This window comes from Pseudoduganella chitinolytica, assembly GCF_029028125.1.
GTDB lineage: Bacteria > Pseudomonadota > Gammaproteobacteria > Burkholderiales > Burkholderiaceae_D > Rugamonas > Rugamonas chitinolytica.
The window spans coordinates 5,325,270-5,350,504 of record NZ_CP119083.1 but is presented as its reverse complement, the minus strand read 5'-3'; the positions used below and the strand labels follow the sequence as shown (position 1 = coordinate 5,350,504).

The window sequence follows — 25,235 nt, the reverse complement described above, 5'->3', positions numbered from 1 at the left end:
CTATAGAATCGCCCCGGCGTCGGGCAGCGCACGCCCCTTTTGTCCGCGCCCCGCTTGCCGTCCCCACGTCTGGAGCCTCGATTGAACACCCGACTGCGCAGCTGGCCCAGCCTGCTGCTGGCCAATCTGATACTGGCGGCCGCCTACGCCGCAACCGGCTGCGCCGGCATGCAGCTGGCGCTCGCGCCAGGGTTTGCGACGCCGCTGTTCCTCCCCGCCGGCATCGCCCTGGCCGCGCTTGTCAGTGGCGGCGTCCGCCTGCTGCCCGGGGTAGCCCTCGGCACGGCCGTCATGAGTCTCCTTACGCTGCACCTGGTCCAGCCCGAGCTGGGCTGGACCGGCCGCCTGGGTGCCGCCGCGCTGGCGGCAGGCACATCGTCGCTGCAGGCCTATATCGCCATGCATGCCTTCCTGCGCTGGATCGATCCCGGCATCGATTCGGGCCGCGACGTGCTGCGCTTCCTGCTGCTGGCGCCCGTGCTGGCACTGACGAGCAGTACGTTGTCGCTGTGCGCGCTGGCGTTGCTGGGCGTGCTGCCCGGTGGCGACCTGGGCGCCAACTGGCTGGCCTGGTGGGTCGGCGACACGCTGGGCATGCTGCTGGCGGCACCGCTGGTTTGGATCCTGTGCGGCCGGCCACGCCGCCTGTGGTGGCGCCGCCGCTGGCTGGTCGGCCTGCCCCTGCTGGTCCTGACGGCACTGTTCGTGACGATCTTCCTCAACGTGCGCCGCTGGGAGTGGAACCAGCAGATGCAGACGGTGCAATTGAAGGCGCAGCAGGCCGGCGACCTGCTGCAGGCCAAGCTGTCCGAACACGAGCGCTTCCTGTTCGCCATGTCGAGCGCCATCAACGGCCATGGACTGGCAATGAAGGGCAAGGATTTCCAGCGTGTCGCCCAGGGCTACCTGGCGCGCCATCCGGAGATGCTGTCGATGAGCTGGCTTCGGCCCGTGGCCGCCGACGAGCGCGACGCATTCGAACGCTGGGGCCGCGAGCACGTCGATCCCGGCTTCGCCATCCGCGCGCCGGACCAGAACGGCGTCATGCAGCCCGTCGGCGCGCACCCCGACTACATGGTGGCCACGTTCATCGAACCGCGCGGCAACCGCATCTATCTGGGCCTGGACATGCTGGCCGAACCGTCGCGTGCCGCCGCCGTGCGGCGCGCCCTGCAAAGCGACGAGCCCACCGCCAGCGCACCGCTCATGCTGCTCCGTCCCGACCTGAAGCACGGCGTGATCCTGCTGCAGGCGGTGCGCCCGCCCGACGGCGGCGAACCGGTCGGCATGCTGTTGATGTCCGTCCAGCTGGAGAGCTACCTGGCCAGCGTGCTGCAGCAGGTCGCCTTCCCCCACCTGGTGGCGACGGTCGACGACGTGGCCACGGGCGACCGGCTGGCCACCGCGGACGACGCCGGCACGGCCCACCGCGCCGGCGCGCTGCGCCAGACGATCCACTTCGGCGGCCGCGACTACCTGCTGACCCTGACGCCGACGGCGGCCTACGTGGCCACCCAGCGCGGCTGGCAGAGCTGGTCCGTGCTGGCGGCCGGCCTGCTGCTGACCTCCCTGCTGGGCGGCCTGCTGCTGCTCTCCAGCGGCGAGCGGGCGCAGATCCAGGCCCGCGTGGAGGAAAGCACGGCGCGCCTGCAGGAACGCGAAGCACGCCTGCAGGCGATCCTCGACAAGGCGGCCGACGCCATCCTGACCATCGACGGCATCGGCCTGCTGGTCTCCGCCAACGGCGCCGCCGGCCGGCTGTTCGGCTACGCGCCCGAGCAGATGGCCGGGCTGCCCCTGGTGCAGCTGCTGCCGGCCACGCACGGCGAGGCCCCGGCCGCGCTGCTGCGCCGCATCGCCGCCGGGGCCAGCCAGTCGTACGAAGCCACCGGCTGGCGCCGCGAAGGCGTGTCGCTCCCGCTGGCCGTGTCGGTCAGCGAAGTGGAGCTGCCGGGCGAGCACCTGTTCGTGGCGATCCTGCACGACTTGACGGAGCAGCAGCGCGCCCAGGAGCGCATTTACCGCCTGGCCCACCACGACCCGCTGACGGGCCTCGACAACCGCCTGTCGCTGAACCTGCGGCTGGACCAGCTGCTGGCGCGCACGCGGCGCGAGGGCGGCAGCGCGGCCGTCATGTTCCTCGACCTGGACCACTTCAAGAAGATCAACGACACGCACGGCCACCAGACCGGCGACCAGTTGCTGATCGCCGTGGCGGGACGCCTGCGCGAGCTGCTGCGCGACGTCGACACCATCGCCCGCCTGGGCGGCGACGAGTTCATCGTGCTGACCTCCGGTACCGTCACGCCGGACATCGTCAGCCACCTGGCCGCCGGCATCGTCGAGGTACTGGCGCGGCCGTACCAGCTGCAGGGCCTGACCGTGCACAGCGGCGCCAGCGTGGGCGTGGCGATGTTCCCCTCCGACGGCGACGACAGCAGCACCTTGCTGCGCCATGCCGACACGGCCATGTACGCCGCCAAGAGCTGCGGCCGCGGCAATTTCCAGTTCTTCTCGGCCGCCATGAACGCGGCCACGCATGAACGCCTGCTGCTGGAAAACCGCCTGTGGCAGGCGCTGGAGCAGGACGAATTCGAGCTGTACCTGCAGGCCCAGATCGACCTGCACAGCGGTGCCGTGATCGGCGCCGAGGCGCTGCTGCGCTGGCACCATCCGGAGCTGGGCATGGTGGGGCCGGACCGCTTCATCCCGATCGCCGAGGAGTCCGGCCTGATCCTGCCGCTGGGCGACTGGGCCCTGCAGCGCGCCGTGCAGTTGCTGGACCGCTGGCGTTCCCTGGGGCTGGGCCACCTGCGCCTGGCCGTCAACCTGTCGGCCCGCCAGTGCCATGGCACCGGCCTGCTGCCGCAACTGGACCGCCTGCTGGCCGAGACGGGCATCGACCCGGCCCTGCTGGAACTGGAGATCACGGAGACGGCGGCCATGCAGGACCCGGAACGCAGCCGCGAACTGCTGCAGCAGCTGCGCTCGCGCGGCATCAAGGTCGCCATCGACGATTTCGGCACCGGCTACTCGTCGCTGTCGTACCTGAAGCTGTTCGAGATCGACCGCATCAAGATCGACCGCGGCTTCGTCAAGGACATCGAGACGGACCCGGACGACGCCGCCATCGTCTCGGCCACGATCGGGCTGGCCCATGCGCTGGGGCTGGAGGTGATCGCGGAAGGTGTCGAGACGCAGGCGCAGGCCGATTTCCTGCGCGGCAAGCGCTGCGACGAGGCGCAGGGGTATCTGTTTGCGCGGCCGGTGACCGTGGCGGAGTTCGAGGTGCTGGCCAGTACCGCCGAGACCGTTTGATGTCTGGGGTCATGGTGCCGGCTTGCAGGCCGGCACCGCTGCGGGACTGACCCCGAAGTTAACTGTACGCGAACAAACTTCGGGGTCAGTCCCAAAGGGACAGACCCCAATGCATCAGCCGCTGACGATGTCGATGAGGGCGGCCACCACTTCCGGATCGAACTGGGTGCCGCTGCGCTCGCGGATGTACTGCAGCGCCGCCGCCTGCGGCCACGCCGCGTTGTACGTGCGTTCGTGCATCAGCGAGTCGTACACGTCGACCACGGCGACGATACGGGCCGACAGCGGAATGGCGTTGCCCTGCAAGCCGTTCGGATAGCCGCGGCCGTCGAAATGCTCGTGGTGCGCGCCGGCGATCTCGGCGCCGTAGGTCAGGTAGCTGACGCCGTCGACCATGCCGGCCGCACGCTCCAGCACCTTCTGCCCGACCGAGGCATGGGCCTGCATGTGGCCGCGCTCCTCTTCCGTGTGCGCACCCGGCTTCAACAGGATGTGGTCCGGCGTGGCCACCTTGCCCACGTCGTGCAGGATGCTGGCCAGCCCGATCATGTCGAGCAGCTGCGGCGTCAGTTGCTCCGGATACGCGCCCCGTTCCTTCATGCGCGCGGCGATGCCCGTGGACAGCTGCTGCACGCGCCGCACGTGGCCCTTGATGTCGCCGTCGCGGAACTCGGCCAGGTCGGCCAGCGCGATCACGGTGGCTTCCTGCGCCTTGCGCAGCTGGCCGAACATGTACAGGTTGTCGAACGCTGCCGCGATGCGCTCGCAGAACACCTCCAGCAGGTCGCGCTGGATCTGCGCCAGCGGCCAGGGCGGCGTGACGGAGATCGCCACGTCGCGGTGCTCCTGGGTGCGGATGTACAGCACGTTGGCGGGATGGTCGAACTGGCTTTTCTTTTCCGCGAAGGCCTTGGCGATCGTGGGCGCCAGCGCATGGTCCACGGGCAGGTGCTCGGCCTCCGCCAGCGTCGTATAGCCGCCGGTGGCGGCGACGACGGTAGTGCTGCCGGTATCGCCCTGCATCAGGCACAGCACGCCGTCCGCGCCCACGTCGAGGATGGCCGAGACCTGGTTCAGTACCCCGGAGGCGAACTCGCGCAGCGAATGGATCTGGTACAGGTTGGTCGCGCCGGCCAGGATCTTGCCCAGGCCGACCCGGCTGCGTTCCAGCATGTTCAGGCTTTCGTAGGCGCGCAGCGCCGAGATCACCGTGGTGAACAGCTTCTGCGTCGTCAGCTCCGTCTTGGCCTTGTAGTCGTTGATGTCGTATTCGACAATCACGCGCTGCTCGGGCGCCTGGCCGGGCTGGCCCGTGCGCAGCACGACGCGCACGATCGCATTGTGCAGCTCCTCGCGGATGCGGCGCGCCAGCACCAGGCCGGCGTCGTCCGTTTCCATGACGACGTCCAGCAGCACCAGCGCGATGTCGGGCGTATTGGCGAGGATGTCGAAGCCTTCGCGCCCGCTGTAGGCGGAAAACAGCTCCAGCTCGCGGTCCTTGAAGGTCACGTTGCGCAGCGCCAGCCGGGTGACGGCGTGCACGTCCTGGTCGTCGTCGACGATCAGCACGCGCCATTGCCGCTGGTCCGGCGGCGTCGATTGCGCGTGCTCGTCTTCCTCTTCGTCCAGCAGCCAGTTATCATCGGCAGCAGTCGAATCCGTCATGCGTGCTCCTTCGGTCCCGTCGGTAGTACGCAGCATAAATCAGAAGCCGCGCGATGCCAACGAAAACTTGCCGTGCCGCAAATGGCCGGGGAGTCTGGTACGCTTAGACAACAACCAACGGGGGAGCACATCATGCAAGACAATCCAGACCAGCAGGGCGGCGGTGCGGACGGCGCGGGCCGTGAATTCCTCGCCTTCACGCTGGGCCGCGAGGAATATGGCATCGACATCCTGAAGGTCCAGGAAATCCGCGGCTACGAGGCGGTGACGCGCATCGCCAACGCGCCCGAATTCATCAAGGGCGTGATCAACCTGCGCGGCATCATCATCCCCGTGGTCGACATGCGCATCAAGTTCCACCTGGGCGAACCCGTCTACGACCAGTTCACGGTGGTCATCATCCTCAACATCAAGGGCCGCGTGGTGGGCATGGTGGTGGACAGCGTGTCCGACGTGACGACCTTGACGCCGGACCAGATCAAGCCGTCGCCGGAACTGGGGACCGCCTTCTCGCAGGAATTCATGATCGGGCTGGGGACGATCGGCGAACGGATGCTGATCCTGATGGACATCGACAAGCTGATGTCCAGCCCGGAGATGGGATTGAACGATCCGATCAATCCGTAGCAAACCCCTGGGGACAGGCACCGATCTTCGAGTCGAAGATCGGTGCCTGTCCCCGGTGCCTCTGGTTGTCTACCCGCCCTGGCGCCGCGAGCAGTCGCTCTTGCCCGCCAGGTCGATGTTCTGGTAGCGGATCTCGTAGTGCCCCGTCGCCAGTTCGTCGACGATGTGGCGGTCATGCGCCTGGACGAATACGTAGCGCACGTTGGCGCGGCGTTCCAGGTCGTAGACCTTGATGAACACCGGCAGCGCGTTGTTGGTGTTGTCCAGCGTGAGTTCCATGTCCTGGCCCTTGTTCGCGACCGGGAACCCGGTGACGTACCCGGAACGCGTGGGCCACGGCTCGCCGTTCGGCGCCACCAGCGCCGGCGTTTCGTTGTCGCATTCGGCGCCCGCCTCGGGCAGCACCACCTGCGAGACGGCCAGCACCTTGATCGGCGCCGTGTCGGCCCCGTCGCCTTCGGCGGAAGCACGGGCCGCCGGCGTACCCCAGCCCTCCGCTTCCGCCATGCGCTCGCCGCGCGCGGCCGGTCGTCCCGCGCTTGCCGTCAGGCTGCCTTCGCTGCCGCCCCAGGCCGAGGCCAGCACGGTGGATACCTGGCGCGGCTCGGCCACCGTCATCACGCCGGCGACCCAGCCCAGCGCCAGGCTGCCGGCGATCGACAGCCACCAGCGCCAGTTGCGCGTCAGTGCCACCCGGCGCCGGCGCCCTTCCGGCTGCTCGCTCCAGGCCTGCGCGGGCGCGTCCACGGACCGCTCCTCGTGCGTGCTCTCCAGCCACTCGACCTCGAATTCTTCCTGGGCGATCCAGTCGTCGTGCTCCTTGCGGCGCTGGGGATCGGCCAGCGTGCCATAGGCCGTATTGACGATCGCCATGATCCGGGCGGCCTTTTCGTCGCCCGGATTCTTGTCGGGGTGGTATTTCTGGCTCAGCGCCTTGTAGGCGGCACGTATGACCTCCTGGGGCGCGCCACGGGCCACCTTCAGGTTGTCATAGTGTGTATGTATCTTTCCCATCGCTTCAATATTGTCAGCCGCGCGTCACGACGGGGTTTCGCGCCAGGTCAACCATAATAGCCGAACTCACCATACCGGCTCACTCTACAGCCCGCTCGACAGCCCGCCCTACAGCCGATGCGCGCGGTCGCTGGCCGCCAGCGCGGGCGGCAGCTCGACATCCTTGCCCACCACCAGCACCTTGAACAGCTCCCCCATCTCGGCCGGCGACAGCAGCTTGTGCACGGCGTTCGCCTGCGGCAGGTAGCGCATGGCGTCGGCCGGATCGGTGCGCAGCAGCAGCTCGCCGATGCCCGCGCCCAGCAGGAAGGTGGCCTGACTCATGTAGGCGACGACGTCGGCGCCGGCGTCCTGCGCCGCCAGCGCCATCGCCGTGAAGTCCACGTGCGCCGTGATGTCCTGCAGGCCGGGCAGGTAGAACGGATCGTCGTGCGCGTGATGGCGGTAGTGGCACATCAGCGTGCCCGTGCTGCGGTCCGGATGATAGAACTCGTGGGCCGGGAAACCGTAGTCGAGCAGGATCGCGGCGCCCCTGCCGCCGGCCAGCAGCGCGCCGACGCTGCCCATGAATCCGCATGCCGTGCCATGCAGTTCCGTGACGTACCCTTCCGGCAGCAGGTCCGCTTCCCGCACCTGGCTGGCCAGCTGCGCCGCCAGCGCCGGCGTCAGCGGGGCGCTCTGGTAGGCGAAGCGGCCGTCGGCTATCGTCACGTGCAGTTCGCGCCAGCCGTCCGCCGCCTTCGTGACGAGGTGCACCGGCATCGCGTCCAGTACCTCGTTGCCGAGGATGACGCCGTCGAACCGGGCGGGCATACCGTCCAGCCACGTCACCTGCGGGAAGTCGCGCAGGGCCTCCTGCTGGCGCGCGCGCAGTTCGCCCGACAATTCGACGATCGCGTAGCGTTCCACGGCGACGCCCTGCGCCGCCAGCTCCGTCAGCACGTCGCGCGCCAGCTTGCCCGTGCCGGCGCCGAATTCAAGGATGTGCGGGGCGCTTTGCGCCATAATAGCGGCCGCGACCTGCGCCAGCGCGGCCCCGAACAGGGGCGACATCTCCGGCGCGGTTGTAAAATCGCCATCCTTGCCCAGCTTGGCGGCACCGCCGCTGTAATAGCCGAGGTCCGGCGCGTACAGCGCCTGTTCCATGAAGCTGGCAAACGGGATGGCGCCGCCGTGCCGGGCAATGTCGGCGGCGATGCGGTGCTGCAGGGCGTGCGACGCGGCCAGCGCGTCGGCGGAAGGTGCGGGAAGAGACATCCCCGCATTGTAGCGAATCGCACGCGCCCGGCAATATTGATGTTCCCTCATCTTCTGGAGTACTGCTGCAATGCATAGGACCGATACCGCGACCGCCCCGGTGGCGCTGGTGACGGGCGCAGGCCGGCGCATCGGCCGCGCCATCGCGCTGGGCATGGCCCAGGCCGGCTGGGACGTGGCCGTCCATTACCGTGCCTCGCGCGCCGAGGCCGAGCAAGTCGTCGCCCGCATCGAGGCCATGGGCCGGCGCGCCGTGGCGCTGCATGCCGACCTGGCCGACGAAGGCGCCGTCAAGGACCTGGTGCCCGCCGCCGCCGCGGCACTGGGCCGCGTGACGTGCGTCGTCAACAATGCTTCGCTGTTCGACTACGACAGCGCGGCCGACTTCTCGCTGGCCCGGCTCGACGCGCACATGCACGCCAACCTGGGCGCCCCGCTGCTGCTGGCGCAGTCGCTGCACAGCCACACGCCGGACGGCGAGCAGGCCGTCGTCGTCAACCTGCTGGACCAGAAGCTGTACAATCTCAATCCCGATTTTCTGTCGTACACGCTGTCGAAAGCGGCGCTGCACACGGCCACGACGCTGCTGGCCCAGGCGCTGGCACCGAAGCTGCGCGTGGTCGGCGTGGCGCCCGGTATCACGCTGGTGTCCGGCGACCAGAGCGAGGCAGGCTTCGCCAAGGCACATGCGCAGACGCCGCTGGGGCGTTCCAGCGCGCCGGAGGATGTCGTGGCGGCCGTGCTGTATGCCGCCACCGCCCGTGCCGTCACGGGCACGACGTTGCTGGTCGACGGCGGCCAGCACCTGATGCCCCTGCCGCGCGACGTCATGTTCCTCGCACAATAAAGTATCCGATTCTTTGAAGGTAAAACCATGCTGTCCGCCCTCACCCATCCCCGCCTGCAGGACTGCCGCCGGCTGTTCCTGCGCAATTACGAAGTGCAGATCAATATCGGTGTGCACGATTTCGAGAAGAAGGGCGAGCAGCGCGTCCTGATCAACGTCGACCTGTACATCCCGCTGGCCGTCTCCACGCCGAAAGCCGACGAGCTGCATGAAGTCGTCGACTACGACTTCATGCGCGAGACCATCGCGCGCCGGATGGCGCAGGGCCACGTGCACCTGCAGGAGACGCTGTGCGACGACGTCGTCGCGGCCATGCTGGCGCACCCGCGCGTGCGCGCCGTGCGCGTGTCGACGATGAAGCCGGACGTGTATCCGGACTGCGAGGGCGTGGGCGTCGAAGTATTCAAGATCAAGGAAGACGTATGAACGCGGTGACGGAAACCGTCCTGAAGGACAAGAGCGCCGAGAAGACGGCCTACGAGAACAACAAGCTGCACAAGCGCCTGTGCCGCCTGGTCGGCCAGGCCATCGGCGACTTCAACATGATCGAGGACGGCGACAAGGTGATGGTGTGCCTGTCCGGCGGCAAGGACAGCTACGCGCTGCTCGACATCCTGATGACCTTGCGCGAGCGCGCGCCGATCCACTTCGACATCGTGGCCGTCAACCTGGACCAGAAGCAGCCGAACTTCCCGGCCGATATCCTGCCCGCCTACCTGACGGAGCTGGGCGTGGCGTTCCACATCGAGAACCAGGACACCTACAGCATCGTCAAGCGCCTCATCCCGGAAGGGAAGACGACGTGTTCGCTGTGCTCGCGCCTGCGCCGCGGCATCCTGTACCGCGTGGCCGACGAGCTGGGCGCGAACAAGATCGCGCTGGGCCACCACCGCGACGACATCCTCGAGACCTTCTTCCTCAACATGTTCTTCGGCGGGAAGCTGAAGGGCATGCCGGCCAAGCTGGTGTCGGACGACGGCAAGCACATGGTAATCCGTCCGCTGGCCTACGTGAAGGAAGAAGACACCGAGCGCTACGCGCAGGTGAAGGGCTTCCCCATCATCCCGTGCGACCTGTGCGGCTCGCAGGAAAACCTGCAGCGCAAGCAGATCAAGGCCATGCTGCGCGACTGGGAGAAGAAGCATCCGGGCCGGGTGGAAAGCGTGTTCTCGTCGCTGTCCACCGTGATCCCGTCGCACCTGATGGACCGTAACCTGTTCGGCTTCACGGACCTGAAGACGGACGGCGTGCCCAATCCGCTGGGCGATATCGCGTTTGACGAGGAGCCGTGCGGGACGCCGGCGACCGTGCCGGGCGTCATTGCGCTGCAGCCGGAATAAGCCGTTGCCGTTGCCTGGAAAATGGGACAGACCCCATTTCCAGGCAACTTTACCGATCCCTTAGAACACCCGCGCCGTCCGGTACACGGGATACAGGTTATACCGCTCATCCCACGAAGCGTGGCGCCGCGCGAAGAATTCCAGGCGGGCGCGCGGGCTCTTCGCGAATGCCGGATCGTTTTCCAGTTTTGCCCTGAACGCGGCGGCGACCTGCGGGTCCTGCAGCTGCTCGCGCGCCACCTCCTCGGCCACGTACTCCTCCATGTATTCCTTGCGTTCGAACGACACGTTGAACAGGCCCCATGCCGCCAGCGAATCGGCGCCCTGCGGCTCCAGCATCGTCATGACAAGGCGTGCCTTTGGCTGCGCGATCGGCACGAACAGCGCGCCCTGGCCGACCTCGCGTGCTTCGGCTTGCCAGCTGCCTTCCAGCGCCATCGCCTGGCGCCCTTCGACCGACTGCGGCGACAGCTTGGTGGCATCGGCGCGGAAGGCCTCGACGTCGACCTTGCCGGGCGCCGCGCCCAGCACCTTGAATGTCACGCCGTGCTGCCGGAGCTTGGGCGCCACCAGCGGCGCCTGCGCGGCCGGCACCAGGTAACCGCCGGTCGGTGCCGTGACCAGGCGATCGGGCACGACCTCGTCGCGCAGGGGCACGCGCCACAGCTGCGGTTTGGTTTCGTCGTACTTGGTCCACACGCCGCCCGACACGTCCGACTGCGTGCGCGTGTACTCGTAGCCGGCAAAGTCGATCGTCTGCGTCTTCTCGGTGGTGCGGTAGCTGAGCGGGAATTCGCGGCCCGCCATGGCCGCCGAACGGCCATCGGCCGCCAGCGCCAGCTTGCGCCATGCGGCGCCATGCTGCGCGACCTGGTCCATCAGCGACACGATCGTGTTGTAGGTGATCTTCACGCGCGTCGGATAGTCCTTCCACGAGTGCGTCTCGACCAGCATCGCGAAGCGGTTGCGCAGCTGGAAGTAGCCGGTCGAGAAGCGCGGCGTCGACATCTCGTCGACGAAGCCCGAGGTCGGATCGTCCGTCTTGGCAAACGAGATGTAGAAGTGCTTCGGATCGGAACCCTGCTTGCGCAGGTCGGCCATCACGTTCTCGCGCAGCGCCGTGCCGGCCACCTTCAGCGCCTCGTCGCCGCCATGCACGGGTTCGACCTGGATCGACACGTCCGGCTGGAACTTGGCGCCGTTCGTCACGTGCAGGTCGATGTAGGCCAGCGGGTCCCAGGTATTCACCAGCGCCAGCATGGCCTGCATCTCCGGCGCGTCGGCCTTCACGTAGTCGCGATTGAGGTTGTAGTTCTGCGCCGTCACCCGCCAGCCCATCTCGACGGGCCCGCGCTGGTTCGGGCGGTTCCATTTGCCGAAGCGCTCGTGGCCGTCGACGTTGAAGACGGGGACGAACAGCAGCACCTGCTTGTCGAGCGTGCCGCTGGCGGCCTTGCCGTCCAGCGCGTGGCGCAGCGCCAGGAAGCCGGCATCCTTGCCGTCGATCTCGCCGGCATGGATGCCGCCCTGCACCATTAGCACGGGCACGTTCTTCTTCTTCGCCTGCGCGGCCGTCAGCGCCCCGCTCTTCGACACCGCCAGCGCCAGCATGGGCCGCCCTTCCGGCGTGCGACCGAACTCGAAGCAGCGCACGGCCTTCGGATACGCCTTCTGGAAGGCGGCGCACAGCTTGATCACTTCATCGTAACGGCCGGTGTTGCGGAACCCGGAGCGTTCGGCCACCGTGGAGAGATCGGGGGCGGCGTGGGCCAGCGGAAGTGCGGACAACAGGGCAAGCGACAGGACAGTACGAATCATTCATCAAGCTCCGGTGCGGTCAAAAAAAGGCCGGCATCGACGCGATGCCGGCCGGCAGCCGAACCATTATAGAGAATCCGCCCGCCGCAGTGGCGGGCATGTCGGCTTACCTGAAGTACGGCCGCTCCGTCGCGAAGAGCATGCCGCCGGCAAGTTTGCGCCAGTCGGCCGGCGCGCGCTCTTTCAGCAGTACGACGGCCGCGGCGTAGGCGTGCAGGCGCGTATTCGAGCCGACCTTGCCAAGCGCCGCTTCGCACTCGCGCTGCGAGCGACGTGCCCGCACTGCCTGCAGGAAGTCCAGCACCGCCGGCATGCCGTCCAGGTAGTCATCCGCCGCCTGCAGGTACGGCGCCGCGTCGCGGCCCTCGCGCATGGCCAGCGCCGCCGACGTCAGTACGGTCGTGCCGTCGATGCCTTCCGCCAGCGGCATCGCCAGCGCGCGCTTCACCTGTTCCGGCGTGGCGCCCTCGGAAGCGCCGACCAGGCGCTGGATGCGCGGCGACGGCGCGTCGTCCATTGCGATGGTCCATGCAGCCGCCAGGTCGCCAACTGCCAGCCTCGCGACCGCATCTGTCGGCGATTTCCCCGTCGCGGTAGGCTGTTCGTCTTCTGCCAGTACCCGCAGGCGCGGGGACGACGGCAGATACGGCCCGATATCGGCAGCGCCGCCCTGCTCGAGCCGACGCAAACGCGCCGCCATCAGCGCTGCCTCCGACCGCATCGCCGGGAGCTTGTCGATCACCGGCTGCAGATGGGGTGCCATGGCGCGGAAATCGCCCCGCAACATCAGGTCGTACGAGATCGCATGATGCAGCCATGCGTTGTGCGGCCAGCGCGCCAGCGCGGCGCGGAACCCGGCCTGGGCTTCAGCGCCATCGGACCGGCAACGCAACGCCAGGTAGGCCAGGTCGCCGTCGTCCGGCGCGGCCCTGGCACGCGCGATGTCGGCGGCGCACACGGCGGCCTTGCCGGCGCCTGCAAGATCCTGGCGCAGGCGCAACAGCAGCATGTCGTCCGGCGCCTTGCGCAGCCGCTCCGCCAGCGCCGCACCGTTGTCGTACTCCGTCGCGAAACGCAGCCACAGCCACGTATCCTGCGCGCTGGTCTCGTCCCAACGTGCATGGGCGGCAATGATCCGGCGGCGGGCCGCGTCATCCGGCAGGGCCTGCAACTGGACGTGGGCGAATCCCGATACCGCTTGCAGCACCGTGCGGGTAGCGGGGCCGTGTTTCGTCGACACCGACCTGGGCGGGTCGCGCAACACCACGTCCGCCTTGCTGTCGAGCCAGCGCGGCGCGCCCAGCGGTTGGGCCGGCGTGGTGGCCGTGCCGCCGTAATGCGCGGTCCACTGCACCAGTGGCGTTGCGCCCGCCACGTTGTAGACGTTCGCATTGGTTGCATCCGGCACGCTGAACTCTTCGACCGGTTCGCCCTTGGCGGTGCGGGTCGATACGCGGTGGCGCTCGGCAGGCTCCACCAGCAGCTCGGCACTGCTGCCCGCGCCCACCGTCGTCTGATTGCCGTCGATCTCGATCGCCAATGGGGTCATCAGGCCATTGTGGATATGGATCGTCGTCTTGCCCTGCTGGATGCCGGCGCCCAATGTCAGGCCGACGATGCCGCCGGCGACCAGCAGCCGCGCGCCGCCCGGCAGCCAGCCGTCGGCGCGCAGGAAGCGGGCCCACAGGTCCAGCTTGTCGCGGCGCTTGCGTTCCTCGCCCGGCAGCAGCGTCGCGTAGCCGGGCGGGACGACGGTCGGCGCCGGTGCCGGGCGCGGCACCGTGCCGCGCCGCACATGCAGTGCCACCAGCGCCTCCGCCACCAGCAGCTGCTCCAGGGCCGCCGAGCGCAGTGCCGACAGCCGGTTCAGCGTATGCTCGACCCAGTGGCCCACCGCCGGCAACCAGTCGCCCAGGTTGTCGCGCTGTGCCAGCGGCAGGGTGAATTCGCCCAGCAGGTCGCGGCAGCCTTCCTGCGCGCCGAGCCGGCGCCGCAGCCTGGCGTCCAGGTCGAGCTGGTACGCCGCGGCATACGCCTGTTCCAGCACGCGATGCAAGTCGTTGGCCGCCGTGACGACGCGCACGATGGCTTCGCTGCCGATGCGCCGCACGGCCGTTTCGATGGCCACGACGTTCATCGCCAACCCATGGACATCGGCGACGTTGGCATGGGTGTGCTCGGCGTAGTGCACCACCGCCAGCAAGCCGTCCAGGTACTCGCGCCAGTCGCCGCCCAGTTGCTGCGCCATGGCCTGGTGCCAGCTGCGGCAGCGCAGGTCGTGGGCGCGCAGGCGCCCTTCCACCTCCTCCAGTTCGCGCGTGCAGCGCGCCAGCGCCGCGGGCAGGTCGCGCCGCGCGCAGTCCTCCCCGCGCAACCGCACCCGCCCATTGCGGGCCGACGTCCAGCCTGCCACCAGCGCCTGCAACTGGTCGCGCTCCTCGCGCAGCGCCCGCAGCGCGCGCACGTCGTCGCGCAGCGCGGCCGGATACAGTGCAGCCCCGGCTGTCGCGTCGGCCGGCACCAGCTGGCGCAGGTCGGTCGCCGTTGTCGTATGGCGTGCAATGTCCCGACCGAAGTAGATACCGCAGTAACGCCGGTTGAACTGCTCGCGGCGATACAGCCGGCTCACTTTCTGCAAGCTGTCCGCAAGCGCGATGGCGGCCAACGGCTGGTCCGGCGCGCCGGCCAGCATGCTGCTCATGCGCTCGCGCAGGATGGCCGGCTGCTCGAACAGCGACCAGGCGCTGGTGGCGTCGATCGGAGCGGCCACGTAGTGGCGCTTGGCGTTTTCCTCGCGTTCGTGGTTGAGGGGATGACTCTGCCACATCTTGGGCGGGTGCCCCAGCTGCTGGCGGAACACCCGATGCCGCGCCGGTGACTCGGCCGGCACGGGCGGTACGTCACCATAGCGGTCGTCGTCCAGGATCGCCGCCATGCGGCGCGTGACAAGGCTCTGTACCGCATAGGCATCGGCCACGGCGCAACCCTGCGCGCTCTCGTTGTGGACGAATTGCACGGCGCGCTGCCAGGCGTCGTCGGCCGCGTGCAGCCGGTGCAGCGCGTGGATCAGCGCATCGCTGCCGGTGAGCGCGACCGCCACCAGGTCGGCCTGCAGCTCCATCTCGCGCGACAGTGCGCTTTGCATCAGCAACACGACACGGAACGCCATCTCGACCAGCGAACGGATCGACCACACCACCAGTTGCAGCGCCCACGCAAAAATGCGCAGGCGGTAGTCGAGGCGGCCCAGCCAGTCGAGCAGGCGGTCGAACTGGTCGCGCTGCGCCACCAGGTGGCCGGCGATCTGCTGCGCCATGTAGACCCAGCGGCCGACGGCCATCGAGCGCTGCGCGAAATGGCCGAACTCGTGCGCCAGCACGGCGCGCAGCTCGCCCAGCGGCAGCGCATTCACCAGCGGCAGGCCGATCTCCAGGTTCTTCTTCGACGGCAACAGCAAATTGAGCAGCGAAAGGTCGTAGAACACGGCCGCGTTGACACGGTTCGACAGGAACACGCGGTGCGCACGCGGGGCCCCGGCCGTATCGGCCAGCTCGTGCAGGAACGCGAACAGGCGCGGCTCCTCCTTCGCCGTGATCTCCGTCAGGCGGGACGGCGTGGCATTGCGGACGGAGAAGATCGACTTCAACATGAACAGGCCGAAGAAGACATTGCAACCGACGACGAGCCACAAACCACCGGCCTCGTTGGCATGCATCGCGGTGCGGCCGAGGCGCCACGCATTCCACAGGAAGAACCCAGCCAGCGAGAAATACGCCAGCACGAAGCCCAGCAGGCCCGCCACCGCAAGCCGCGCGCTGCGCTTGTAGGACGCAGACGGCTGCGCCAACTGGTCGATCAACCCGGCAGTGGCTTGCGTAGTGATAGTAGCAATGATATTTCCCCGAAATAAATTTTTCGAAGAAATTTTACTAACGCACCTAGTCTTTGTATATCAATATGCCTGTCTACCCCCCTCGGGAGGGGTGCCGGCCGCCCCGTGGGTGGCGAAAGGACGACAGTTGCACCGCACCGCCCGGCCGGCGCCAGGCCCGCCGCCGGCTCAGGAACCAAAGCGGTAATTCAGCTCGATCCACCCCACCCGTCCCAGTGGGCTGTAGTTGCCGATCGGGTAGTAAGGCCAGCCGCCGCTCGGGTCGGACTTCACCTTGTTGAACAGGTTGTTGACGATCAGCGACAACGTCAACCGCTCGCTGAAACGGTACACCGCACTGACGTTGACGAGCGTGGTCGGGGTGATGTGGCCCGTCTGCTCCGCATTCGGAATCTTGCCGTAGCGGGTCGCGAACAGCGTGGTCGAGACAGGCCCCTTGTCCCAGTTGACGCTGGCCGCCAGCTTGTCCGGCCAGTCGCTGCTGTCGAGGGCATGCAGGCGGTCCTCCACCTCGTCGGCGGCGAACTGCTGCGAGCGGCGCGTGAGCGTCTTGGTGTAGTTGCCGCGCACCGTGAACGTGCCGTAGCCGGCGGTACGCAAAGCATACTTGGCGCTGACGTCGAAGCCGCTGACGCTCTCCTTGGCCGCGTTGATCGCGTTCACGCGAATCTCCTTGACCTCTCCCGCCCGGTCCGGCGCGTCGGCGGCAAAGCGCGTGATGCGGCCGATGGTGTCCACGCACAGGGCCGAGGCGATATCGAGGCCGCCCAGGCGGCAGGCCGCCTCGTCGCGCAGCAGCTGGTCCGGATCCAGGTTGGTGACCAGGTCGTCGATCTTGATGTTCCAGTAGTCCAGCGAAACGTCGAATGCGCTGCTGGGCGACCAGACCACGCCGGTGCCCCAGGACTTGCCCTGCTCCGGCTTCAGGTCGCGGCTGCCGTTCTGCACGTAATCGGCGCCGGGCGACTTGTTGGCGAACTCGCACGTGGCCAGCGGCTGGCCGGCCACGGCGCAGCGGTAGTAATCCGTCGTGGACGAGTAGTAGCCCGTGCCGCGTGCCTTGTAGATGTAGTTCATGTCCGGCGCGCGGAAGCTGGTGGCGTAGTTCGCCCGCAGCAGCACCTCCTTGCGGGGGCGGAACTCCAGTCCCGCGTTGTAGGTGAACTTGCCGTTGCTGCGCTCCGCGAACTCGTAGCGGTCGTAACGGCCGGCCAGCGTGCCGGTCAGCGTTTGCAGCAGCGGCGCATTCAGCTCGGCGCCGACGGCATAGCGCGTGCGCGTGCCTGCCGTGACGTAGCTGCCGGGCAGGACGTTGAAGTACCCCTCGTTGATGCGCGCATCCGGCTTGTTGGTGAAGCCCTGCCGCCCCGCCTCGACGACGGCCGCCAGCTGCAGCGGTCCGGCCGGCAGGTCGACCAGCTTGCCGCTGGCGCTGGCAGCCAGCGTATGCGTCCACGATTCGTCGTCGCTGGTGGCCGCGCCCGTGATCGTATCGAATTCGGCCGGCGTCAGGCGGCGCGCCAGGCGGGCCGGATCGGGCGCGTGGATCGCCACGCCGTCCGCATCCGTACCCAGGCGAGGTCCCAGGAAGAAGGTGTCGATATTGGCCAGCGCGCGCGGCACGTGGTTCCTGCTCTCGTACGCCGAAGCGCTGTAGCCGGCCTCGTACTTCCAGCCGGAGCCGCCGATATGCCCGCGCACGCCCAGCGAAGCGGCCAGCGCCCGGTCTTCCCACGTGCGGTCGTAGCGGCGCACGCCGCCTGTCTCCTGCGGCGAGATATAGCGCTTCCACACTTCGTACGCGCCCGTGTTCCGGTTCAGGAAATAGCCGCTGCCGGTCGAAGCGGATGTCCAGGACGGGCCGCGTGTATTGCTGGCGGTGTCGTTGCGGCCGACCAGCAGGTCGGCGAACAGCACGGTATCGCCATCGAGATCGTAGGTCGCGCTGGCGAAGCCGTTCTTGCTGCGGTTCTGCGTCTGGGTGGACCAGTGCGTGTTGGCGGCCTTGCGGCTGGCGCAGTAGCTGCCCGTCCTCACCGTATGGCGGAACACGCTGTGGTCGAACATGTCGGCGAAGTCCGTGCACAGGTTGCCCGGTTCGACGTACCTGCCCGTATCGAGATTGCGGCGCGACGCGATATCGGTCGGCGTGCCGTCGCGTTCGGCCATGAAGTCGCGCTGCAGCGCGGTCAGGCGGTCGCGTTCCGACACCTCCAGGCTGAAGACCGTCGTCAGCTTGCCGGACTGCTGGCCACCCGTGAACTGCACGCGGCGGTCGCCGCCGCCGCCGCGCGACGACGTGCCGGCCTTGACGTTGACGTCGAAGCCGTCGGCCTTGTGCTTCAGGATGATGTTGATGACGCCCGCGATGGCGTCCGAGCCGTAGATCGCCGAGGCGCCGCCGGACAGGATCTCGATACGCTCGACGATGCTGGACGGGATATTGGCCAGGTTGGTGAAGTTGACCGTGCCTTCATAGGCGATCGGGAAATCGGCCAGCCGGCGGCCGTTCAGCAGGATCAAGGTGTGGTTCGGGCCCAGCCCGCGCAGGCTCAGCGTGTTGGCCGACGGCGTGAACGTGTTGCCGAAGTCGGCGCCCTGCGTGAAGCCGCTGTTCTGCACCTGGTTGTTGAGCGCGTCGAACACGTTCTTGTAGCCCTGGCGCGTGATGTCGGCGCCCGTGATCACGGTCACGGCGGAGGGCCCTTCGACGGTCGCGCGGGCGATGCGCGAGCCGGTAACGACGACGGCGGGAGGGGTGGGAGTCGCGGAAGTCGCTGCAGCCGCCTCGGTAGGCGGCTGCGTGGCCTGGGCGTGCGCCAGTAGCGGCACGCCATACGCACCAAGCAGTGCGGCGACGAGATGTTTGATCTTCATGTTGGCTGGTTACTCCCTTCCTTGTGGGAGTGACACAATACCAACTTTTACCGACTCTTGGTACGAATCGTTTTGCGCTAGCTTATGCGGCCGTTGCTCAACTCGACAGTATCGTCAGCGCCGGTCGTCGATGGCGATTTCGCTGCCCGCTTCCCGCACCGGTACCAGCGCCGGTGCGCGTGCGCCGGCGCGGAGCCCGGCCGAGACCGGGCACGTGCCGGCCGAACGCAGGTGCAGCGCGGTACGCAGCAGCGTCTCGTCGGCGCTGCCCAGCCGATGGCGCAGGTCGTCGGCTGCCGCGCACGTGGGCGCGAAGCCCTCGGCATAGTCGCCGAAGCCCTTGTGGTTGACGCCCTGGTACTGGATGGCGAAGTACGTGCGGCCGCAATTGGTCGCGGGGATGAAGGCGTACGGCTTGCCGCACGTTTGGCCGCCCACGAGGTGCACGTCGATATCGGCGCCGCGCAAGCCGTTGACGATCGACTCGCTCGCCGAACAGGTGCCGGGCCCGGCCAGCACGTAGACCCGGCGCAGGTCGAGGGTCGGCAGCGCGGTCGTCGCTGGGAACAGAATCGGTTTGTTCGGCTTCGTCTTGTCGTTGGCGAGCGTCTGCTCGAACGTCATGCCTGCCACCCGCGGTCCGGCCACCATATAGGCGACCTTGCTGGCGATGCTGAGCAGGCCACCGCCGTTGTAGCGCAGGTCCAGCACGAGGTCCTTGACCCCGGCGTCGCGCAGGGCCGCGAACGCCGCCGTCAAGGGCGCTTCGGCCGCCGCCACGTGGGCGCCGAAGGTCATGTAGCCGACGGGGCCGGCGGCCGTTTGCAGCACGGTCGTGTTCTGCACGGGAGCGATCGCCAGCTTCGTCGATAGCAGTTCGACCTCGAACGTGCCGCTGTCGTCACGGCGCACGCCAAGCCGATGGCTCTTCCCGGCGACGACGGGGAACAGGGCCGCATTCAGGGTGGCGACCGCGGTGGCATCGGTGGTACCGGCAAAGTCGCTGCCATCCACCGTCAGCAGGCGGTCGCCGCGGCGCAGCCCCGCGACGGCAGCGGGGGAACCCGGCTCCACCGCCGCGATGCGCCAGTCGCGCAGCCCGTCGGCGCTGTTGCGCAGCCAGGTAATGCCGTAGCCCGTCTGTCCCCCCCGCGACAGCTCGGCCCAGCGCTCTTCCGTATAGCTGAAGTGGAACTGGTCCTTCGGTTTGCCGGACGGCGTCAGCAGCGGCGTCTTCATCGCATTGAAATAGTCCACGGTGGCGCCGAAGGTGGTCAGGTCGAGCGCTGGCAGTTCGCGATACCACAGGTAGGTTTCGCCCAGCCAGGCCCGCAGGAAGCGCTTTTCATCGTCGATCGTGCCCGGGCGCGGACTGTCCGGCGGCGCGTCCGCGCAGCGCTGCATGTACTTCTCGATCTCCTGCAGCGGCGTAAGCGGAGGTTCCGGCGGCGTAACTGGAGGTGGGATGACGGGCGGCTCCGGGACGAACGGTGGTGGCTTGACGGGAGTGACGACACCGGGCTGGGATGGGCCGTCGCCGCCGCAACCGGCGAGCGCCGCCAACATGGCGAGGCCAAGGGCGCTGGTGAAGGGTTTCATGGGCAGCCATTTTACGTGAGACACCGGCGCTGACCAACGCCATGCACGTAAAAAAAGCCCGCTCCGGGACGGAGCGGGCTTGTTCGTACGTCAAGCCGCGTGCGGGGTCGCGGCCGGTGCGTCGAACGCCGCCAGCAGCGCGGCTTCCTTCTGTTTGGCCGCCTTCAGGTGCCGTTCCTTGACATGGCCATAACCGCGGATGTCTTCCGGAATGCGGGCGATCGACACGGCCGTTGCCAGATTGTCGGCGTTCAGCTTCGGCAGCAGCCGTGCCACCGTGTCGCGGTAGGCGCCGATCAAGGCGCGTTCCGTCTTGCGCTCCGCCGTGTAGCCGAAGACGTCCAGCGCCGTGCCGCGCAGGCCCTTCAGTTTCGCCAGCACCTTGAATGCCTGCAGCATCCACGGGCCGAACTCCTGCTTGACCAGGTGGCCATCCTTGTCGTGCTTGGCCAGGAGCGGCGGCGCCAGGTGGAACTTGACCTTGTAGTCGCCCTCGAACATGCCCTCGATCTTCTGGCGGAACGCGGGGTCCGTGTGCAGGCGGGCTACCTCGTACTCGTCCTTGTAGGCCATCAGCTTGTACAGGTAGCGCGCCACGGCTTCCGTCAGCTTCAGCTGCTTCGGATTCAGGCGGCTTTCCGCCGCCCGTACCGTCTCGACGAACTCGCGGTACTGGCCGGCATATGCGGCATTCTGGTAGGCCGTCAGCAGCTCGACGCGGCGCGTGACGATTTCGTCCAGCGTCTGGCTGCGCTTGAACTCGATCACCTGGGCTGGCGCCGTCATCTTCGTCACGGCATTCAAGTCCACGGCCGCATAGCGGCCCCAGTTGAACGCGGCCTTGTTGAAGCCGACCGAAACGCCATTCAGTTCGATGGCCTTCATCAGCGCGCCTTCGGACAACGGCACGTGGCCCTTCTGGAACGAGTAGCCCAGCATGAACATGTTGGTGGCGATGGAGTCGCCCATCAGCGCAGTGGCGATACGGCCCGCGTCGACGAATTCGACCCGGTCGGTACCGCACGCACGCAGGATCTCGCCCTGCGACGACTCGCCCGGGAACTGCCAGTCCGGATTCTTGACGAAGGCGGCCGTGGTGGCGCCCGTCGAGTTGATCGCGGCCCAGGTACGGCCTTCGCCCATGCGCGACAATGCATCGCGGCTGGCCGTGACGATCTGGTCGCAGCCGATCACCAGGTCGGCGCTGCCCGTGCCCACGCGGGTGGAGTGCAGGTCGGCCTGGTTGTCGGCCAGGCGCACGTGCGACATCACGGGGCCGCCCTTCTGCGCCAGGCCGCTCATGTCCAGCACGACGGCGCCCTTGCCTTCCACGTGCGCGGCCATGGCCAGAATCTGGCCGACGGTGACGACACCCGTGCCGCCGATGCCGGTGACGAGGATGCCGTAGGGCGTCGCCGTCGACGGCAGCGCCGGTGCCGGCAGTGCCGGCACCTCGGCATTGCTGCCGGCCGCGGCCTTCTTCGGCTTCTTCAGCTGGCCGCCTTCGACGGTGACGAAGCTGGGGCAGAAACCGGACACGCACGAGTAGTCCTTGTTGCAGCTGGACTGGTTGATCTGGCGCTTGCGCCCCAGCTCGGTCTCCAGCGGCTCCACCGACAGGCAGTTTGACTGCACCGAGCAGTCGCCGCAGCCTTCGCACACGGCCTCGTTGATGACCGCGCGCTTGGCCGGGTCCGGGAACTCGTTGCGTTTGCGGCGGCGGCGCTTCTCGGAAGCGCAGGTCTGGTCGTAGATCATGGCCGAGACACCCGGCTTGTCGCGCAGTTCCTTCTGCACGTCCATCAGCTCGGAGCGGTGGCGCACCGTGACACCGGGCGCCCAGGCGTAATCGTCGGGGTACTTGTCCGGATCGTCGGTGACGACGATGATCGGGGTGACGCCTTCGGCCGCGATCTGGCGCGAGATCATGCCCGGGTCGAGCGGACCGTCCACGACCTGGCCGCCCGTCATCGCCACGGCGTCGTTGTACAGGATCTTGTAGGTGATGTTGACCTTGGCCGCCACCGCCGCGCGGATCGCCAGGATCCCCGAGTGGAAGTAGGTGCCGTCGCCCAGGTTGGTGAATACGTGCTTCTCGTTCGTGAACGGCGCCTGGCCCACCCATGTAACGCCTTCCGCGCCCATGTGCGTGAACGTGGACGTCTCGCGGTCCATCCACAGCACCATGTAGTGGCAGCCGATGCCGGCCAGCGCGCGCGAGCCTTCCGGCACCTTCGTCGACGTGTTGTGCGGGCAACCGGAGCAGAAGAACGGCGTGCGGTCCGTCTGCGGATTCGGCTTGGCCGGCACGGATTTCAGCACCAGTTCCTTCGCTTCCAGGAAGGCGATGCGCTCCTTCACGCGCGCGGCCACGGGGTGGCCGTCGCAATAATGCGAGATGCGGCTGGCAATCGCCCGGGCGATCTGCGCCGGGTTCAATTCATAGGTCGCCGGCAGCAGCCAGTCGCCGTGGCCGCTGCGGTGCTTGTTGGACCATTCGCCCGTGTCGTCGAACTTGCCGACGACGCGGGGACGTTCGCTGTCCGGCAGGTTGTACAGCTCTTCCTTCAGCGCATATTCGAGGATCTGCCGCTTTTCCTCGACGACGATGATCTCGTCCAGGCCGCGCGCGAATTCATGCACGCCGTCCGCTTCCAGCGGCCACGTCATGCCGATCTTGTACAGGCGGATGCCGATGTCGCTTGCGGCCTGCTCGTCGATGCCCAGGTCGGCCAGCGCCTGCCGCGTGTCCAGGTAGGACTTGCCGGCCGTGATGATGCCGATCTTCGGCTTGGGGCTGTCCCAGATGATCTTGTTGAGCTTATTGGCGCGCGCATAGGCCAGCGCGGCATACCATTTATAGCTGTTCATCCGCACTTCCTGGTCCAGCACCGCATCGGGCCAGCGGATGTTCAGGCCACCGGGCGGCAGCTCGAAGTCGTCCGGCATGGCGATCTGCACACGGTCCGGGTCGAAGTCGACGACGGCGCCCGATTCGATGATGTCGGTCACGCACTTCATCGCCACCCACAGGCCCGTGTAGCGGCTCATCGCCCAGCCGTGCAGGCCGTAGTCGATGTATTCCTGCACGGAGGACGGGTACAGCACGGGGATGCCGCAGGCGGCCAGGATGTGATCGGACTGGTGCGCGGTGGAGGAGGACTTGGCGGCATGGTCGTCGCCGGCCAGCACCAGCACGCCGCCGTGCTTTGCCGAGCCGGCATTGTTGGCATGCTTGAAGACGTCGCCGCAGCGGTCCACGCCGGGGCCCTTGCCGTACCACATGGAGAAGACGCCGTCGTACTTGGCATCCTGGAACAGATTGGTTTGCTGGGTGCCCCAGACGGCGGTCGCCGCGAGGTCTTCGTTCATCCCCGGATGGAACTTGACGTGGTGGGCTTCCAGGTGCTTCTTCGCCTTCATCGCCGTCATGTCGACGCTGGTCACGGGAGAACCGCGGTAGCCGGTGATGTAGCCCGCGGTGTTCAGGCCGGCCTTGACGTCGCGCTCGCGCTGCATCATCGGCAGGCGGATCAGCGCCTGCGTGCCGGTCATGAAGGCGCGGCCGCGTTCGAGCGTCCACTTGTCGTCCAGGGTAATGTCGTGTGCGGGCGCGCCTAGCTCCGTACCCTTGTGAGGTGCGTTCATGGGGTTTGTCTCCAATATTGTTTCAAAGTGCCAAAGCCGGCGCCCCTTCTGACGAGGGGCTGCCGGCTTGTTTTTCAACCCAACGGCAAAGGCCGGGGTCAGACCCGTCGGGTCTGACCCCAGGGGTTGCTTTTGGGGTGCTGCGTGCTTATGCGACTGTTTTTGCGGGATCCTCCAATACGCCACGACGGATCTGGTCGAGTTCGATGGACTCGAACAGCGCGCGGAAATTGCCCTCGCCGAAGCCCTGGTCGCCCTTGCGCTGGATGATCTCGAAGAAGATCGGGCCGATCACGTTCTGCGTGAAGATCTGCAGCAGCAGCTCGCGCTTGTTTTCACTGTCGGCCTGGCCGTCGATCAGGATGCGCAGGCGGCGCAGCTCTTCCAGGTTCTCGCCGTGGCTCGGCAGGCGGCGGTTCACCAGCTCGTAGTACGTCTCGATCGTATCCTGGAACGCGATCCCGGTGTCGCGCATGCGCTGGATCGACGTGTAGATGTCGTCCGTGCCCAGCGCGATGTGCTGGATGCCTTCGCCATGGTATTCGTTCAGGTACTCGGCGATCTGCGACTTGTCGTCCGACGATTCGTTGATCGGGATGCGGATCTTGCCGCACGGGGACGTCATCGCCTTCGACTTCAGGCCCGTCAGGCGGCCTTCGATGTCGAAGTAGCGGATCTCGCGGAAGTTGAACAGGCGCTCGTAGAAGCCGGCCCATTCGCCCATGCGGCCACGGTAGACGTTGTGCGTCAGGTGGTCGATATAGGTCAGGCCGTTGCCGACCGGGTTCGGGTCCACGCCGGGAATGGCCACGAAGTCGGCGTCATAGATGCTGATGTCGCCGATGCTGCCCGGCGTCACGCCCTTGTCGGCGTTCTTGCCGCGCCAGCGGTCGACCAGGTACAGCAGCGAGTCGCCCACGCCCTTGATGGCCGGGATGTTCAGTTCCATCGGGCCCGTCTTGTTGTCGAAGCCCCAGGCGCCCATCTCCAGCGCCTTCTTGTAGACGTAGGCGGCATCGTCGACACGGATCGCGATGGCGCATACCGAGGGACCGTGCTGGCGCGCGAAACGCTGCGCGAACGAATCCTCTTCGGCATTGATGATGAAGTTGATCTCGCCCTGGCGGTACAGGGTGACGTCCTTGGTGCGGTGACGGGCGATGGCCGTGAAACCCATGTTCTCGAACAGCGCGCCGAGTGCCTTCGGATCGGGTGCGGCGAACTCGACGAATTCGAAACCGTCGGTCCCCATCGGGTTGTCCCAGGGCGTGAATTGCATGTGCGTCTCCTCTATCAGAATGACGCACAGTATAGACCTCGTTTGAAAGAATTA

14 protein-coding genes are annotated in these 25,235 nt (G+C 67.4%); 5 read left to right on the top strand and 9 right to left on the bottom strand.

All coding sequences use genetic code 11. The annotated features are described in order from the left end of the window. Nucleotides 1-81: 81 nt before the first annotated feature. Nucleotides 82-3,318 (top strand): EAL domain-containing protein, encoded by a 3,237-nt coding sequence (locus PX653_RS23835; protein ID WP_277415160.1) that lies wholly within the window; start codon nt 82-84, stop codon nt 3,316-3,318. Between the two features lie 114 nt (nt 3,319-3,432). Here the strand turns inward: PX653_RS23835 and PX653_RS23830 are convergent, their stop codons facing one another. Beyond that, nucleotides 3,433-4,983: a DUF3369 domain-containing protein gene (locus PX653_RS23830; protein WP_277415159.1), complete on the bottom strand. Its 1,551-nt coding sequence runs from the start codon at nt 4,981-4,983 to the stop codon at nt 3,433-3,435. Between the two features lie 132 nt (nt 4,984-5,115). Here PX653_RS23830 and PX653_RS23825 point away from each other — a divergent pair, with 132 nt between their 5' ends. Further along, entirely contained in the window at nt 5,116-5,610 is a 495-nt protein-coding gene (locus PX653_RS23825; RefSeq protein ID WP_277415158.1) for a chemotaxis protein CheW, read from the top strand. Nucleotides 5,611-5,679: 69 nt separating this feature from the next. Here PX653_RS23825 and PX653_RS23820 read toward each other — a convergent pair whose 3' ends face one another. Continuing rightward, nucleotides 5,680-6,624: a J domain-containing protein gene (locus PX653_RS23820; RefSeq protein WP_277415157.1), complete on the bottom strand. Its 945-nt coding sequence runs from the start codon at nt 6,622-6,624 to the stop codon at nt 5,680-5,682. A 108-nt stretch (nt 6,625-6,732) separates the two neighbouring features. Continuing rightward, a complete protein-coding gene (locus PX653_RS23815) occupies nt 6,733-7,881 on the bottom strand; it encodes a class I SAM-dependent methyltransferase (protein ID WP_277415156.1) in 1,149 nt (382 codons plus the stop codon). Nucleotides 7,882-7,951: 70 nt separating this feature from the next. Between PX653_RS23815 and PX653_RS23810 the strand changes: the two genes are divergently transcribed. Genes PX653_RS23810 through ttcA form a run of 3 tightly spaced genes read left to right on the top strand, consistent with a single transcriptional unit; the run spans nt 7,952 to nt 10,068 of the window. Next, on the top strand, nt 7,952-8,728 hold the full coding sequence (locus PX653_RS23810) for an SDR family oxidoreductase (RefSeq protein WP_277415155.1): 777 nt from the start codon (nt 7,952-7,954) through the stop codon (nt 8,726-8,728). 27 nt (nt 8,729-8,755) lie between these two features. After that, nucleotides 8,756-9,154, top strand: coding sequence for a dihydroneopterin aldolase (locus PX653_RS23805; RefSeq protein ID WP_277415154.1), 399 nt, complete (start codon nt 8,756-8,758; stop codon nt 9,152-9,154). Then, complete coding sequence (gene ttcA, locus PX653_RS23800; RefSeq protein ID WP_277415153.1) at nt 9,151-10,068, top strand: tRNA 2-thiocytidine(32) synthetase TtcA; 918 nt, start codon at nt 9,151-9,153, stop codon at nt 10,066-10,068. The genes PX653_RS23805 and ttcA overlap by 4 nt, the downstream gene beginning before the upstream one ends. 60 nt (nt 10,069-10,128) lie before the next feature. Here the strand turns inward: ttcA and PX653_RS23795 are convergent, their stop codons facing one another. The 6 genes from PX653_RS23795 to hppD form a co-directional block, all read right to left on the bottom strand. Then, nucleotides 10,129-11,886: a M14 family metallopeptidase gene (locus PX653_RS23795; protein ID WP_277415152.1), complete on the bottom strand. Its 1,758-nt coding sequence runs from the start codon at nt 11,884-11,886 to the stop codon at nt 10,129-10,131. Nucleotides 11,887-11,992: 106 nt separating this feature from the next. Further along, a complete protein-coding gene (locus PX653_RS23790) occupies nt 11,993-15,733 on the bottom strand; it encodes a M48 family metallopeptidase (RefSeq protein ID WP_277415151.1) in 3,741 nt (1,246 codons plus the stop codon). A gap of 213 nt (nt 15,734-15,946) precedes the next feature. Next, nucleotides 15,947-18,655, bottom strand: coding sequence for a TonB-dependent receptor domain-containing protein (locus tag PX653_RS23785; protein ID WP_277415150.1), 2,709 nt, complete (start codon nt 18,653-18,655; stop codon nt 15,947-15,949). A 114-nt stretch (nt 18,656-18,769) separates the two neighbouring features. Further along, nucleotides 18,770-20,254, bottom strand: coding sequence for a S41 family peptidase (locus PX653_RS23780; RefSeq protein ID WP_277415149.1), 1,485 nt, complete (start codon nt 20,252-20,254; stop codon nt 18,770-18,772). A 90-nt stretch (nt 20,255-20,344) separates the two neighbouring features. Next, the gene (locus tag PX653_RS23775; RefSeq protein ID WP_277415148.1) at nt 20,345-23,902 is read right to left on the bottom strand and encodes an indolepyruvate ferredoxin oxidoreductase family protein; all 3,558 of its coding nucleotides are present in this window, start codon (nt 23,900-23,902) and stop codon (nt 20,345-20,347) included. Nucleotides 23,903-24,050: 148 nt separating this feature from the next. Continuing rightward, nucleotides 24,051-25,181 (bottom strand): 4-hydroxyphenylpyruvate dioxygenase, encoded by a 1,131-nt coding sequence (gene hppD, locus PX653_RS23770; RefSeq protein ID WP_277415147.1) that lies wholly within the window; start codon nt 25,179-25,181, stop codon nt 24,051-24,053. Between the last annotated feature and the right edge of the window lie 54 nt (nt 25,182-25,235).